Genomic DNA, 14,417 nt, shown 5'->3' with positions numbered 1-14,417 from the left:
GCGGCGCGGCGGCGTCCGGACGGCGGTTCGCGCAGGGGCGGGCGGCGCGGGAGCGGTCACACCCGCGCGGTACCGGGCTGCGCCGGGTCACCCGGCGCGGTGACACCGCTGACGAGGCGGTCCTGGAACTCGGCGTGACAGAACTGGTACACGGGACCGACCTGTCTCAGCACATGGAGCAGCCGGGCGTCCTCCATGAACGCCACCGGCTGGCGCGGCAGCCGCCGTGCCGCGGCGAGCCGCAGGCTGGTCTCCCGGTAAGCGAAGTAGGCGGTGCTCGACACGGCCAGCAGTCCGGCGGCGAGTCCGACGGACAGGTTCGCCTCCGGGGTCAGCAGCGAGTAGGCGAGGACCTGTACGCCCGTGTCCTCGCTCTCCGCGAGGTTTGCCAGGACCGTGATGACCCATTTGGCCAGCAGGGGCACCACCGCGAACACCATGAGCGCGGCGGCGACCGTGCGGTCGCCGCGCAGGGTGGACTGCGGAGTCTCCTGTTCCAGGTCGGCGGGGACATGGGCCCAGCGCAGGATCGCCAGCCCGGCCCCGAACAGGACGCCGAAGAAGACCCCGAGGGTGCCGGTCGTGGTGATCCTCTCCCACCAGGGCAGATGGGCACTCCAGGGTTCCACGAAGGCCAGTGCGGCCCCCAGGCCGACGCCGAGCAGCATCCCCCGGCCCAGGCACGCGGGGAGCATGGTCCACAGCAGCCGCCTCGGGGCCCGGAAGTCCAGCCGGGCCGGGCGGGAGGAGCCGACGGTCGGATCGAGTCCCGCCATGATGCCGACGATCAGCAGGAAGATGCAGGAGTGGTATGTGGCGTCCTGGCTGACGAGGGCCAGGTCCCCGGACGGGTCGATGAACGAGACGTCCGTGACGGACCGTCCGGCCGCCTGCCGGACGGACAGGAACGACAGAGTGCCGGCGAGCTCGGCGCCCAGCCAGTAGAGCAGGACGAACGTGAGGATTCTGCGCAGCCGGCCGCCGCGGTGGCCCGCACCGCGCGGCTGCCGGCGGGCCCGCCGGCGCAGCAGTGAGACGCCGAGCGCGCCGAGGGCCAGCAGCGCCATGAACAGGACCCAGGCGGCGCCCGCCCGGAACCCGGTGTACGGCACCACCCCCACCTCCAGTTCCCCCTCCGCGGGTTCGATCCCCCGCGCCCAGCGCTCGATCACCGCCCCCACCCCGAGGGAGAGCGGAAGGACGACGAGGCATCCGGTGCCCAGCCGGCGGGCGAACTCCGTGACGCCGCGCCACCGTCTCGGGCCGGGCGGCGGGGATGCGGGCGGCGGGCGTCCGTGCGGCGGCCCCGCCCGTTCCCTCGGGTCGGCCACCCAGGCGAGCCGGGTCACCGCCGTGGCCGCGATGGCCGTGGCGAGCGTGACGGTCAGGAAGCAGACCAGCCGCGGCAGCGGTGCGAGCACCCAGTGGAAGTACTCCCCCGCCATGCCGCCCGCTCCCAGCCCGACCATCGCTCCGGCCACCGGTCCGGACAGCGGCCCGGCCGGGTTCGGGCGCAGCGCCCGGCGCAGTTCCCACCAGGCGATGTCGTCGGTGCCCTGGCGTCTGATGTGACCGGCGAGGAAGCTCAGTGCCGCCCGGGCCTCGTCGGGACGCCAGCGGGAGGCGGCGGTGCGGCGTACGTCGGGGACCGAGGGGTCCGACGCGGCCGGTTCCGCGGAGAAGACCGCGGGGATCAGCGCGTCGAGGAGCTGGTACCGCAGGCTCTCCGCGTCGGTGCAGCGGATGAGGCCGGCGGGGTCGCGGGCCGGGGAGGAGTACACGGTGCGGGCGAGCCAGACGTTCAGCGGCACCGACAGGGCCTGGGCGACGGCGCCGCGGGGGCGGCGCGTGAGTTCGTCGAGCACCGGCTGCCAGGCGGTGACGTGCCGGGGCGGGACGGCGCTGCGCAGATAGTCCGCCACGTCCGCCGGTTCCACCGGCTCGGCCACGACGACGGCGGCGGCGGTGATCACGTCGGTCTCCGCGACCACCCGGTGGTACTCGGCCCGGCGTGAGGTGAGGATCAGCGGGCCGTGCACGGCGATGGCGTGGTTGACGGCGGCCAGCGCTCTGGGCCGCAGGTCGGCGGGGAGTTCGTCGAGGCCGTCCAGGACGGGCAGGACGCGCCCCTCGGCGACCAGTTTGCGTGCCGCGTCCCGGCCGTACGTCTCGTGGTTGCGCAGCGCCGGGTAGTCCTCGTGGACGCGGCGTGCCATCCAGTCCAGCAGCGGCTCCTTGCGGGGTTTCCACGGCGCCAGGTCCAGCAGGACGGGGACGGCCTCCCCGGGTTCCGGGGCGCGCAGGAGTTCCCGTACGAGGAGGATGGCCAGGGTCGTCTTGCCCGCGCCGGGCTCGCCGAGGATGACCAGCCGCCGGTGCGGCAGGGCGCGGAAGGCCGCGGCGAAGGCGGGGATGTCGTCGCTGCGGCCGGACATGGTGCGGCCGACCATCCGCACATGGTCGCCGGCCTCGGTCTGGCCGCTGCGCCAGCGCACGGCCAGCGGGTGCGGGTCCAGCAGGCCCTGCGCGGCGGCCTCCTCGGTCCACTGGCGGCGCACCATGGCGGCGAGCGCCTCGGCGGCCTGGTCCAGTTCGGTGCGGGTGGCCGGCGCGGCGGGGCGCGACCGGTGCCATGACCAGCTCAGCAGGCCGGCGGTGGCCGAGAGCAGGACGCTCAGGGAGGTCGCGGCCGCCTGGGCGCCCGCGCCGATCACGAGGACCACCACCGTGACGAGCGCGGCGAATCCGGCCGCTCCGATCGCCCAGGGCCACCACGCTCTGCCGCGTCTCATGGCCGGCCGGCGGCTTCCGCGATGTCGTTGCGGTACAGGCAGAGTTTGGCGTCCTCGGCGAGGAAGTACTTGTCGACCTTGTAGGCGATGGTGGCGAAGTCGAGCCGGCCGTCGCCGTTGAAGTCGCCGAGGGCGATCCGCGCGGCGCTGTCGGAGGAGACCCGCCACTTGGTGAACACGCCCGCGGCGATGTCCAGGGCCTTGTAGTAGAAGACGCCCTGCCAGGGGTAGGGCCCGCGCAGGGCGACCAGGAACTCGTCGTCGCCGTCGCCGTCGAAGTCGGCGCAGACGATCTGGTGGCTCGGGCCCTCGCCGAGTTCGTTGGGGTCGCCGAAGACGTCCAGCACGATGCGGCGCCAGGACGCCTCGGCCACCGGGGTTCCGGGCCGCTCCTTGATGTACGCCGCGACGGTGTTGCCGTGGAAGGGTTCGGTGGCCACGACGTAGGCGTGCGGGTCGTCGCCGATCCGCCCGGCGCCGACGTCCCCGCTGCCCTTGAATCCCGTCCGGTCGAACCGCTCGTGTTCGCCGGTGCCGATGTGGGTGGTGGTGAAGCGCTGCTCGCGCTCGTCGTAGTGGAGCCAGGTCACGCCCTCCTCGGAGGCGAGCAGGATCGAGTCCAGGTGCCCGTGGCCGGGCAGCGGGCTCTTCTGGATCTCCACTCCGTGGATCACGCGGAAGTGGCTGTCGTCGATGATGTGCTTGTCCCAGGGCCGGCGTACGTCGTCGCCGGGGCGGAACAGTGGGACGCGGACCACGGAGTGGACGTGCCGGACCCCCACGGTCGGCAGTGCCATCAGCTCGGGCTTGCGGGTCTGGGTGAAGTGGCCGAGGCGCAGCCGGTGCATGGAGGGCTCGCGGCCGATGTAGTGGCGCTTCCAGCGCGTTTCGGAGTCGGATGCGCCGGTGTTCTCGATCCAGTCGATCTTCCCGCCCTGTGGATCGGGGTCGTCGATGCGGCCACCGGGCCCGTACAGCTCGTAGCAGACCACGATGTCGGGGTAGCCGTTGCCCGAGATGTCGCCGACGTGTGCGCCGGTCGGCATGCGGAAGCCGTCGGCGACCAGACGCCGTCGCCAGCCGGGGTTCTGGTACCAGTAGATCTCGCCGAGGTACATGCCGTGGCCGACCAGGTCGGGGCGGGTGTCGCCGTCGATGTCCGGAGCCTCCAGCCAGTAGCCCTCGATGAGGTCGTCCGCGAGGACCTCCCGGGCGAACCGGGGAACGCGGATGCCCAGTGGGGTGCTTGCGCCCATGAGAGTGCCTTTCCGGTGAGAGCGGATGGAAGGGGAGGAGAGGGTCAGCCCAGGGCCCGGGACAGGTAGGCGTGGGCGGTCTGGGCGTAGTACAGCGGCGGATACCCGCCCCTGGGGTCCTGCTCGGCCTCCACCACCAGCCAGCCCCGGTAGGACTCGCCGGGGCGCAGGGTCTTGAGCACGGTGTCGAAGTCGACGTCCCCGTCGCCGTCGCCGGGCACGGTGAAGATGCCCGCCTCGATGTACTCGCGGAAGCTGCCGTCGGCCAGGGTGCGGTCCGCGCGGACGCCGCCGCGGACGTTCTTCAGGTGGACGTGCGTGACGCGGTCGCGGTGCCGGTCGATGACCTGCGCCGGGTCGGCCCCCGCCCAGGAGAGGTGGCCGGTGTCCGCCAGGAGGCCGACGTAGCGGGGATCGGTGCCCCGCATGAGCCGGTCGACGTCCTGCTCGGTCTGGACACCGGTGCCCATGTGGGGGTGGTAGGCGAGGCTGAAGCCCTGGCTCGCGGTGATCTCGCCGATCTTGTTCAGTCCCTCGCACAGGTCGGCCCACTGCTCGTCGGTGAACTCCGGTTTGTTGCTGCGGAGGCTGAGCGCCTGGAGGTGGACGGAGCCGCCGAACTCGGCGACGCCGATGGTGCGGGTCCTGACCGGGGGGGCGCCCGTGTTGAACCGGTTCAGGAACTCCAGCACGCGCAGCAGGTCGCGCGCGGTGCGCCCGGAGCCGTCCGGCACGGTGAAGTACGTGCTCACCCACGGTTCGCTGACGCTCAGTCCGCGCAGGTGCATCGCCGCGGTCAGCGCGTCGACGTCGGTGGTGAACCGATGGCCGATGCTGCACCCCTCGAAGCCGGCGAGCGCGATCTCGCTGAGGCACTGCTCCATGGGGATGTCGTTGCCGAGGAGCGGGAAGTCGTCGTTGGTCCAGCAGGTGGGTGTGATGCCCAGGTGGATGCCCTCGGGGCGCGGGGTGGTCGGTGCCGGCATGGTGCGGTCCAGGTTCGGGGTGGTCGGTGTCCGGGGCGGTCAGTGTCCGGGGGGGCCCTTGACGATGGTGTCGGCCGCGTGCAGTGCCATGGCGACGCTGGTGAGCGTGGGGTTGGAGGCGTTGCCGAAGGGGTGCAGCCCGTTGCCGCCGAGGTAGAGGTTGTCGATGTGCCACACCTTGGAGTACTCGTCGACGACGCTGTCCAGCGCGCTGGTGCCCATCCGGGTGGTGCCCGCGATGTGCAGCGGCAGGCCCGGGGTGAGGAAGACGGGCTCGGAGCCGGGCATGAAGCCGCCGAGGGTGACGGCGGTGCGCAGCATGTGCTCGTTCATCCGGTCCGTGTTCTTCCGTTCGGCCTCGTCCAGGCAGAAGTGGAAGGTGGGCTGCGGCATGTCGAAGGTGTCGCGGAGCCGGCGGGAGAAGGTGACCTTGTTCTCCGGGTGGGGCCGGGAGATGCCGAACCAGCGCAGGTCCACGATGAGCCGGGGGTCGACGTTGGGCGGTACGGCGCCGTAGGTGAAGGCGTCCCGGTGGATCTGGCAGTGCCAGGGGCGCCGTTGGGTCACCAGCAGCGCCAGGTTCGGGTCCCGTTCGGTGGGCGGGAAGGGCACCGGGTCGGCGCACTTGTCGCCGGAGTGCAGCCGTTTCAGCTCGGTGGCGCGGTACCGGGCGACCCGGTCGGCGGCGGCCCGGGCCGGGCCGTCGCCCCCGGCGGGGCCGCGCAGGATCTCCTCGAGGTGATCCATGTGCTCGCGTTGCAGCACCACCTGACAGAACGACATCGGCTGCTCGGTCAGATAGCGGCCGAGCGCCGGGAGGGTGACGCCGGAGTTGAACAGCAGCTGCGGCGTCGGTACGGCGCCGCACGCCACCACGTACGTCTCGGCCCGCAGCCGGATCTCCTCGCGTACGTCGCGCAGGTCGCGCACCACCGCGTGCCGGACTTTCTGGTGCTTGCCCGAACCGGTGATCTCCAGCCGGACGCACTGGTGCTCCGGAAGCAGGGTGAACGAGCCTTGGGAAGGCGCGTGGGCGGGGTCGGCCAGGTCCCCGAGGACGGTGTCGGCGGCCGACCAGGTCACCGCCGAGGTCCGGGCCGAGTCGGCCCGGTCGCTGACCGCGAGAGGCAGTTCGGTGACGTCGGCGAACTCCTCCCCGGCCCGTTGCAGGATCCGCTTGACCAGCAGGTGCCGGGCGGAGGAGGCGAAGACGCGGGTGCTGCGGGCGAGCAGGGACTCCGCCTCGTCGTAGAGCCTGTCCATCTCCTTGTCGTCGATGGGGTAGTTCTGTCCGCCGTACCGCCGTTCCACCTCGGGGTGGAAGCGGGGCACCGCGCAGGTCCAGTGGGTGGCCATGCCGCCGACCGCGTAGGTGGCCGCCGCCGCGGGCAGGTTGAGGTGCTTGCGCTGCTCCGGGTTCTGGTTGCGCAGGGAGAAGCCGGCGTACTTGTCCGGGTCGTAGGAGAACGCCGACGGGTCGAGGGTGAGCACCGGCTCCTTGTTGGTGGCGGTCGACAGGGGGAGCAGGTTGCCCTTGATGACGGAGACGAACAGGTCGATGTTCTTCTGGAACAGGTAGCTGTTCTTGAGGTGTTCGCCGTAGCGGCGGGAGAGCTGGGCTCCGGCGTCGATCATCAGGACGTCTCTGCCCGCGTCCACCAGCCGGCGGGCGAAGGTGCAGCCCACGGGGCCGCTGCCGATGATCAGTACGTCGGCCTCGTGCGGGGTGGGCGCGGCGGTGTCGTTCATGGCAGTCCTTTCGGCCTGGCCGCGTCAGCGGCGCAGACGGCTGCGGTGCGCGGCCGGCGCGGTGGCCTCGGTCCGGGCGGTGGCGCCGGCGCGTCGGCCGTCGACGGCGGTGATGTCCGTCGTACCGCTGAGCCACAGGGCGCTGTTGACGAGGCCGACCAGGCTGAACGCCTGCGGCGTGTTGCCGAGGTGGCGGCCCGTGGCCGGGTCGTACTCCTCCGCGAGCATCCCCACGTCGTTGCGCAGGTCCAGCAGCCGCTCGAACAGGTCCAGGGCCTCGCGCCGGCGACCGGTGCCGTGCAGGGCGTCGGCGAGCCAGAAGGTGCAGACCAGGAAGGTGGCCTCGGAGCCCGGCAGGCCGTCCACGCCGCCGTCCGCCTCCGGCCGGTAGCGCCGCAGGAAACCGTCCTGGCTCAGTTCGCGGCACACGGTGTCGACGGTGCCGCGGATCCGCGGGTCGTGCCAGGGCAGGAAGCCGACGCGCGGCAGCAGCAGGAGGGCGGCGTCCACGCCCGTGGACCCGTAGAACTGGGTGAAGGTGTTCCGCTCGGCGTCGAAGCCGCGCGCGCAGACCTCCTCGTGGATGCGGTCGCGCAGGTTCTCCCAGCGGTCCACCGGCCCCCAGCGGCCGTGGTGCAGCACCGAGCGCACCGCGCGGTCGACGCCGGCCCACGCCATCACCTTGGAGTGGACGAAGTGGCGCGGCTCGCCGCGGACTTCCCACAGGCTGAGGTCGGGCTCCCGCCAGTTGCCCTCCAGGAAGTCCAGGAGGTGCCGCTGCATGTTCCACGCCGTCTCGGTGGCGGCCATCCCGGCCTCGCGGCCCACGTAGAAGGATTCGAGGACCTCCCCCCACACATCCAGCTGGAACTGGCGGGTGGCGGCGTTGCCGACCCGGACGGGGGGCGAGTTCTCGTATCCGGAGAGCCAGTCCAGCTCGTACTCGGGCAGCCGCCAGGTGCCGTCGAGGCCGTACATGATCTGCAGGTCGGCGGGGTTGCCGGCGACGGCGCGCAGCAGCCAGTCCCGCCACTGGGTCGCCTCCTCCAGGTAGCCGGTGCCGATGAGCGCCTGGAGCGTGAACGTTGCGTCCCGCAGCCAGCAGTAGCGGTAGTCCCAGTTGCGCGACCCGCCGAGCTGCTCGGGCAGCGAGGTGGTGGCCGCGGCGAGGATGCCCCCGGTGGGCCGGTACGTCAGGGCCTTGAGGGTGATCAGGGAGCGTCGTACCGCCTCGTTCCACTGGCCGCGGTAGCCGCACCGGCTCATCCAGGTCCGCCAGAACCGCTCGGTGGCCTCGATGGCCGGCAGCGCGTCGACCGGCTTGAGGCGGCTGACGAGGTGGGAGGGTTTGTACGTCAGGACGAAGGGCACCCGCCGGCCGGCCTCGACGGTGAACTCGGCACGGGTGGTGAGATTCTCGCCGTACACCGCCAGCGGGGTGTGCAGCCAGAACGCGTCGGGGCCGGCCACGGCGCGCAGCCCCTTGCCCACGCGGTACACCCACGGGATGATCCGGCCGTAGTCGGGACGCAGCCGCAGGTCCATCCGCATCGTCACCCGCCCGCTGAGGCCCTCGACGAGGCGGACCACGTCGGCGGCCTCGCCGCGCAACGGCATGCAGTCCACCACGCGTACGCTGCCCTCGGCGGTGTGCCACTCGCTCTCCAGGACCAGGGTGTCGTCGCGGTACCGGCGCCGCGTCGCGGGGCCGCCCCCCGCCGGGGCCAGCAGCCACCGGCCGGCGCTGTCGTCGTGCAGCAGCGCGGCGAAGCACGCCGGCGAGTCGAACCTGGGCAGGCACAGCCAGTCGATCGACCCGTCACGTCCCACCAGCGCGCCCGAGTGCAGGTCGCCGATGAAGGCGTAGTCCTCGATGGCACTGACCATTGCGGCACTCCCTCACACCGGCCGACGGCCCGCGCGCGACCGCCGGGGCGTGCTGCCAGGCGGTAGCGGTGCGACGGCGGGACGTCGCCGGGAAGCCCACGTGCTGCCGGCCCCCCGTGTCGCGGGCCCGCCCCGGACACACGAGAGGCGTGACGGCAGGTGCGCGGACGATTGGTTGATGTCTCGCCCGGGGCTGCGGTGCCGGGCCTGCGCCGCGCACTGGTGGCCGGGGAAACAGCCCGAGCGAGTGCGTGGGCGCCTCATCCAGGGTGGCACAGAGCGGACGCGAGCGCGATTTGCCACGGGGACCCGACCCAGGGCGCCGCGGTCGGGCCCGGCGAACCGGCTCGGCCGGCCTTCCCGGCGTGCCGTTCGGCGCTATGCTCCGTGCACGCGGTGGGGGCCGGTACGGCCGGTGTTCCCGCCCAGGGGGAGGGGGTCGGGTTGCACGGCATCCGGATTCAGGCGGGCCGCACCCCGGTGCGCGGCGGGGAAGGCGCGGCGGTCCCGTCGGCTCTGACAGGAGCCACGGACGTCACCGGCGTCACGGCTGAGAGCCACGGACGATGACGCCGCCCTTCAGAAGTCTCTTCCGCAAGAAGTCCGCCGGCCGGAGGCCCGCCGACGGGCGAGCCGCAGGCCCCTTCTCTATGCGCGTCGACGGCGGTCTGGGGATCGCGGGAGACACCTTCGGCAGCGCCAACGCCCCTTACAGCCAGGTCGTCAATATCGAGACCGTGCACGGCGGTCTCGGCGACCCGCCCGTGGAGTGGCCGGTCGTGATCGGCGGGTTGCCGTTGCGGGCGTCCGCGTCCCAGCCGCGTGCCGGGCTGCGCCGGGAACTGGGGCCGCCGGGCGGGCCCGGCCCCCGCCCGTCGGCCCAGGTGCTCGTCGGTGAGGGCGGGGTCGGCAAGACCCAGCTGGCCGCCGCGCACGCCCACGCGGCTCTGGCAGCCGGCGTCGACCTGGTGCTCTGGGTGCCGGCCGGCGACGCCGGACAGATCGTGGCGGCGTACGGCGAGGCGGCCCTCCGCGTCCGGGTCCCCGGTGCCGCCGGCCAGGATCCGCACGCCGACGCCCGGGCCTTCCTGGACTGGCTCACCGCCACGTCGCGCCGCTGGCTGGTCGTCCTCGACGACATCACCGGCGCCGAGGACGTTTCGGCCTGGTGGCCAGGGTCTGCGCGCGGCACCGGCCAGGTCCTGGCCACCACGCGGCTGCGTGACGAGCCGAGGCTGACCGGCCAGGGCCGGGTCGTCGTCGGCGTCGGCCTGTTCACGTCCGCCGAGGCCATGGCCTACCTGACCGAGCGGCTCGCCCACGACGGCAAGGCCCACCTCCTCGACGACACGGCCGAAGCCCTCGCCCGCGCCCTCGGTCACCTGCCGCTGGCCCTCGGGCACGCGGCGGCCTACATGATCCGCGAGGAGGTCTGCTGCGCGGTCTACCTGGAGCGTTTCACGGCCCGCGCCGCCCGCCTGGACGCCGTACTGCCGCGCTGGGCCGACGCCGACGCGTACGGCCGGCAGATCACCACCGCGCTGCTCCTCGCCCTGGAGGCCACCGACCACCACCCTCAGGGCCCCCACGCGCGCGCCGTACTCCAGATCGCCGCCCACCTCGACCCGGCCGGTCAGCCCGCCGCGCTGTGGAGCACCCCCCGGGTGCACGCCCACCTCGGACGGGCGCTGTACCGCACCATCGAGGAGCACGCGCCCCACCTCCTGCGCGATCACGTCCTGACGGTGGCGGTCACCCAGACACAGGTGGATCAGGCCCTGCGTCTTCTTCACCGCTACGGCTTGATCGGCCACGACCCCGCCAGCGCCACCCATACCGTGCGGATCCATGCCCTTACCGCCCGCGCCGTACGGGAGACGATGCCCGACGAGCGGCTGGACGAGGTCCTCACCACCGCCTCGGGCGCCCTCCACGAGGCGTGGGACGAGGTGGGACTGGCACAGCGCGACCTCCACTCCGCCCTCCGCGCCAACGCGCGGGAACTGATCGCGACCGCCGGGGAACGGCTGTGGTCGGCCGGCGGCCACTCGGTGGTCTTCCCCCTGGGCGACAGCCTCCTGCGGGCGGGGCTGCTCCGGGAAGGGCTCGCCTTCTGGCGGAACGTCACGGCGGAGTGCGAGCGGCGGCTCGGCCCGGAACATCACCTCACCGGCATGGCGCGCACCCGCCTGGCCGACGTCCTGTGGCAGGCCGGGGACCAGGACGAGGGGTTCGAGCTGGCTTCCCGGCTCACGCGGGAGTTCGCCGTCCGCTACGGGCCGAAACACCCGGAGACCCTTACCGTCCGCGGCGAGTTCGCCGGCCGGTGCCTGGCGCTGGGACACGTCGACATCGCCGTGCAACTGTTCGAAGAGGTGGCCGCCGGGCGGACGGAGTCACTCGGGACCGATCACCCGGACGTCATTCACTCCCGGATCAACGTGGCCATGGCCTACGCCGCGGCCGGACGCGCCGACGAAAGCGTCGAACTGGCCGAGTCCCTGGCCCAGTACTGCCGGGCCGAGTGGGGACCCGACGCCAACCTCGCCCTGGAGGCCGGAGTGTGTCTCGGCACCGCCTACCTGGCCGCCAAACGCTTCGACGAGGCGGCCACCGTTCTGCGGCGGGTCGTGGCGGAGCAGGAACGCGTCCGGGGAGCCGACCATCCGGACACGCTCGGCGCCCGTCTGGGCCTGGCCCAGTCCCTCTGGGAGAGAGGACACCGGGGCCAGGCGGTGGAGCACCTTCGGGACGTGGTGCGGGGCACCGCCCGCGTACGGGGCGCGAACCACCCGATGACCGTGGCGTACGGCCGGCAGCTCGCCGGCTGGGAGCAGGAGACGCGGAAAGGGCTCTCCGCCTTCTTCGGGCGCCGCGTTCCCCCGTTCCGCAGACCGAAGCATCCGCCCGCCGGGGAGGACGAAGGATGACCAGCTGGGTACGGCCCGCGCTGTGGGCGCTGGCGGTGGTGGCCGGAGCCGGTGCGGCCGCGTTGACCGGTGTCGCCGTCTGGGTCGATCTCGACACCGCGGACCGGGTGGCGAGCGTGTGCGGAGCGATCCTGGCCCTGGCGGGCCTCGTCGTATCGGTGGTCGCCCTCACCCGTTCCGTCCCGGACGGCACCTCGCACATCAGCGTGGCCAGGGATGCCGTGGCCGTCACCGGCGATGTCGTGGGCAGTGCGACCGGCGAGGGCGCGGAGGTCGTCGGCCCGCCCAGCCCCGCGCCGTCGGCCACCGGGCAGAGCGCCGGCCCGATCGCGGTCCGGGTCGCCAGGGGCGGCAGGGCCTTCCTCGGGAACGTCCGCGACAGCGCGATCGGGCGGAACAGCAAACGCCGGACGCCCTGATCCGCTGCGCTCCCGCGCCCTGATCCGCCGGGTCCTCGGTCACTCGCGATCCGGACGACCCGGACGTGGGTCATGCCGCCGGCGCCCGGCATCACGGACGACCCCACATGATCAGTGCCCGGTTTCGGGGACATCCGAAAGGGACCGGATCACGTCCCTGTCCGGCTGCCGCGCCTCCCGCACGGACCGGGCCGGGGCGGGCCCGGCCCGGTCCGTGCGCGCCCTCCGCGCGGCGGCGCGGGCGCTGCGCGAGAGGCCGCCCCGTACCCCGTCCCCGCGGCGTTCCGCATCCATGCCGGTGCGTGAACCAGCGGTCACCGAGGCGGGTATGTCTGGTTGGTCCGCTTACTTCCCTCCGACAGGATGCTGCCGTGCAGCTTGATGTTCCGTGCGGACGGTCCCCTTGGCCATCCGTTCTGACAACGTGATGGCAGGTCGAGTTCCAAAAGGCTGTCGGAAAGCCCGGGACCGCAGACGTTCCTGGGCGGGAACAGAGAAGACGAACGGCGGACTTCTGCCCGAAACGCCCAAGGATCACCATTGTCACTCAACGGTCTGTACAACAACCTGGCGGAGTATCCAGACCGTCAGATGCGCTTTCTGTCCATCAATGGAAGCCTGATCGTCAGGACGTTCTCAGAAGTGCACGCGGATGTCCTCCAGCTCATGTCGGAGCTGAGTGACCGGGGCATCGGCCGCGGAGATCTGGTGGGCCTGATGGGGCCGAACTCCTATGAGTGGGTGGTCGCCGACCTCGCCCTGCTCGGATTGGAGTGCGTATCCGTCGCGCCGCCGGCCGAGCGGCGCATGGATCCGGGTGCCGTCGACGAACTCGCCGAGAAATACGGGCTTTCCGCCGTGCTGTGCACCCAGGTGCTGCCCGCCGGCGCCGCGCTTCCGCCGGGCGTGGCACTTCTGGAGGACCGGCCGCTGAGGTTCGAGAAGCGACGGCGGGACGACGGCGGCCATCGGCCGTCGTTGCCCGATGACGTCTTCTCGATCGCCTTCTCGTCGGGTACGTCGGGGACCAAGAAAGGTCTCATGATGTCGAAGAAGGGTGTGGAGAACACCATCCGGACATCCGCCGAGGCGTGGGAAGTCACCGGGAACGACGACATCCTCATCGTCATGCCGTTCTCCAACTTCCAGCAGCGGTATCTGATGTACACCGCGGTCCGGTGCGGCGCCGACGCGACGGTCGTGGCACCCGAGCGCATGTTCCAGAAGCTGCGGGAATTCGAACCGACCATCATTCTCGGACCTCCCTCCTTCTTCGAGCTCGTCTACAACCGGGTGCACGGGGCGTCCGGGCGGGAGAGGCTTCCCCAGTACGCCGCGGCGGCCGTGCACGCCGTCACCGGGGGACGGTTCGGTCACCGCGTACGCGCGCGGCTCGGCAGGAAATGGCTGAGCATGTACGGCTCGCGCGCCCGGCTCATGCTCACCGGATCGGCCCCCGTCCCGCCGCGCACCGTGAAGCTCTTCCAGCAGCTCGGCGCGCCGCTGTTCGAGGTGTACGGCAGCACCGAGAGCGGCTGGATCGCGTTCAACCTTCCGGGAAGGCACCGGATCGGCAGCGCGGGCCGCCCGGTCCCGGGGGTCGACGTAGTGATCGCCGAGGACGGCGAGGTGGTGGTCCGTACGGAACACCCGCAGGCGCTCGGCTACGTCTTCGAGGGGGTGGAGACACAGGCACAGGTGTTTCTCCCGGGCGGCCGGATCGCCACGGGAGACCTGGGACGGTTCGACCGGTCGGGCTTTCTGCGGCTGATGGGCCGGAAAAAGAACGTGATCGTCACCAGGAGCGGCGTGAAGATCAATCCGGAGGAACTGGAAGAGGCCGTGGAGCAGGGCTGCCGCATCGCAAAGGCGATGGTCGCGTCGCCGGGGCAGGACGGCCTGCTGACATGCGTGGTCTGGCTGGACGCATGGCAGTCCGCCGAACGCAGGGCAGAGGTGGAATCGTGCGTGGGTGAGCTGAACCGGAAAAGGGAGAGTTCGCATCGGATAGCGGACGTGGTGTTCAGGCCGTCCGACGAACTCACCGTCGAGAGCGGACTGCTGACGCGGAATTTCAAGGTCGACCGGAGCGCGGCCATGCGCAAGGTCTTCGCCGAGAGCACCCGGGTGGGACGATGAACAAGGGCACTGTTACGGATGACGAGATCTGCCGCATCATCGCGAGCGTGCTGGCCAAGGAGACGGCCAAGGGCGGTGTGACACCCGCCATGAACCTCCGGGCGGATCTGGCGATCGATTCACTCGGGCTGATGAGCATCGTCTTCGCCCTGGAGGAAAAGCTCGGGCTGGACACCTTCGGCCAGGTGGAGGAGTTCGTCGGCGCCGAGCACGTGTCCGACATCATCGCCATCGTGCGGAAGATATGAGGGGCCGGCCC

9 protein-coding genes are annotated in these 14,417 nt (G+C 72.0%); 4 read left to right on the top strand and 5 right to left on the bottom strand.

Annotated elements, in window-relative coordinates; translation table 11 throughout:
• Window positions 1-56 precede the first annotated feature (56 nt).
• Genes AB0L74_RS28410 through AB0L74_RS28390 form a run of 5 tightly spaced genes read right to left on the bottom strand, consistent with a single transcriptional unit; the run spans window position 57 to window position 8,670 of the window.
• Complete coding sequence (locus tag AB0L74_RS28410; RefSeq protein ID WP_365658343.1) at window positions 57-2,792, bottom strand: hypothetical protein; 2,736 nt, start codon at window positions 2,790-2,792, stop codon at window positions 57-59.
• Window positions 2,789-4,048: a VCBS repeat-containing protein gene (locus tag AB0L74_RS28405; RefSeq protein ID WP_365658340.1), complete on the bottom strand. Its 1,260-nt coding sequence runs from the start codon at window positions 4,046-4,048 to the stop codon at window positions 2,789-2,791. Before AB0L74_RS28405 ends, AB0L74_RS28410 begins: the two co-directional genes overlap by 4 nt.
• Window positions 4,049-4,092: 44 nt before the next feature.
• Window positions 4,093-5,034: a myo-inosose-2 dehydratase gene (iolE, locus tag AB0L74_RS28400; protein ID WP_365658337.1), complete on the bottom strand. Its 942-nt coding sequence runs from the start codon at window positions 5,032-5,034 to the stop codon at window positions 4,093-4,095.
• A 39-nt stretch (window positions 5,035-5,073) separates the two neighbouring features.
• Window positions 5,074-6,783, bottom strand: a complete 1,710-nt coding sequence (locus tag AB0L74_RS28395) for a pyranose oxidase (RefSeq protein WP_365658334.1) — start codon at window positions 6,781-6,783, stop codon at window positions 5,074-5,076.
• Between the two features lie 24 nt (window positions 6,784-6,807).
• A complete protein-coding gene (locus tag AB0L74_RS28390; protein ID WP_365658331.1) occupies window positions 6,808-8,670 on the bottom strand; it encodes a glycoside hydrolase family 15 protein in 1,863 nt (620 codons plus the stop codon).
• A gap of 650 nt (window positions 8,671-9,320) precedes the next feature.
• Between AB0L74_RS28390 and AB0L74_RS28385 the strand changes: the two genes are divergently transcribed.
• The 4 genes from AB0L74_RS28385 (at window position 9,321) to AB0L74_RS28370 (ending at window position 14,406) form a co-directional block, all read left to right on the top strand.
• Complete coding sequence (locus AB0L74_RS28385; protein ID WP_365658328.1) at window positions 9,321-11,600, top strand: tetratricopeptide repeat protein; 2,280 nt, start codon at window positions 9,321-9,323, stop codon at window positions 11,598-11,600.
• Window positions 11,597-12,019 (top strand): hypothetical protein, encoded by a 423-nt coding sequence (locus AB0L74_RS28380; RefSeq protein ID WP_365658326.1) that lies wholly within the window; start codon window positions 11,597-11,599, stop codon window positions 12,017-12,019. Before AB0L74_RS28385 ends, AB0L74_RS28380 begins: the two co-directional genes overlap by 4 nt.
• Window positions 12,020-12,610: 591 nt before the next feature.
• A complete protein-coding gene (locus AB0L74_RS28375; RefSeq protein WP_365658413.1) occupies window positions 12,611-14,158 on the top strand; it encodes an AMP-binding protein in 1,548 nt (515 codons plus the stop codon).
• A complete protein-coding gene (locus AB0L74_RS28370) occupies window positions 14,155-14,406 on the top strand; it encodes an acyl carrier protein (RefSeq protein WP_365658323.1) in 252 nt (83 codons plus the stop codon). The genes AB0L74_RS28375 and AB0L74_RS28370 overlap by 4 nt, the downstream gene beginning before the upstream one ends.
• Window positions 14,407-14,417 lie beyond the last annotated feature (11 nt).

The organism is Streptomyces sp. NPDC052020 (genome assembly GCF_040680575.1).
Classification (GTDB): Bacteria; Actinomycetota; Actinomycetes; order Streptomycetales; family Streptomycetaceae; genus Streptomyces.
The sequence above is the reverse complement of the archived record's forward strand: the minus strand, read 5'-3'. Positions and strand labels throughout refer to the sequence as shown.

Bases quoted from the DNA above. Each gene is read 5' to 3' on its own strand.
- AB0L74_RS28410 (WP_365658343.1), bottom strand. From the start codon at position 2,792: ATGAGACGCGGCAGAGCGTGGTGGCCCTGGGCGATCGGAGCGGCCGGA.
- AB0L74_RS28405 (WP_365658340.1), bottom strand. From the start codon at position 4,048: ATGGGCGCAAGCACCCCACTGGGCATCCGCGTTCCCCGGTTCGCCCGG.
- iolE (WP_365658337.1), bottom strand. From the start codon at position 5,034: ATGCCGGCACCGACCACCCCGCGCCCCGAGGGCATCCACCTGGGCATC.
- AB0L74_RS28395 (WP_365658334.1), bottom strand. From the start codon at position 6,783: ATGAACGACACCGCCGCGCCCACCCCGCACGAGGCCGACGTACTGATC.
- AB0L74_RS28390 (WP_365658331.1), bottom strand. From the start codon at position 8,670: ATGGTCAGTGCCATCGAGGACTACGCCTTCATCGGCGACCTGCACTCG.
- AB0L74_RS28385 (WP_365658328.1), top strand. From the start codon at position 9,321: ATGCGCGTCGACGGCGGTCTGGGGATCGCGGGAGACACCTTCGGCAGC.
- AB0L74_RS28380 (WP_365658326.1), top strand. From the start codon at position 11,597: ATGACCAGCTGGGTACGGCCCGCGCTGTGGGCGCTGGCGGTGGTGGCC.
- AB0L74_RS28375 (WP_365658413.1), top strand. From the start codon at position 12,611: ATGCGCTTTCTGTCCATCAATGGAAGCCTGATCGTCAGGACGTTCTCA.
- AB0L74_RS28370 (WP_365658323.1), top strand. From the start codon at position 14,155: ATGAACAAGGGCACTGTTACGGATGACGAGATCTGCCGCATCATCGCG.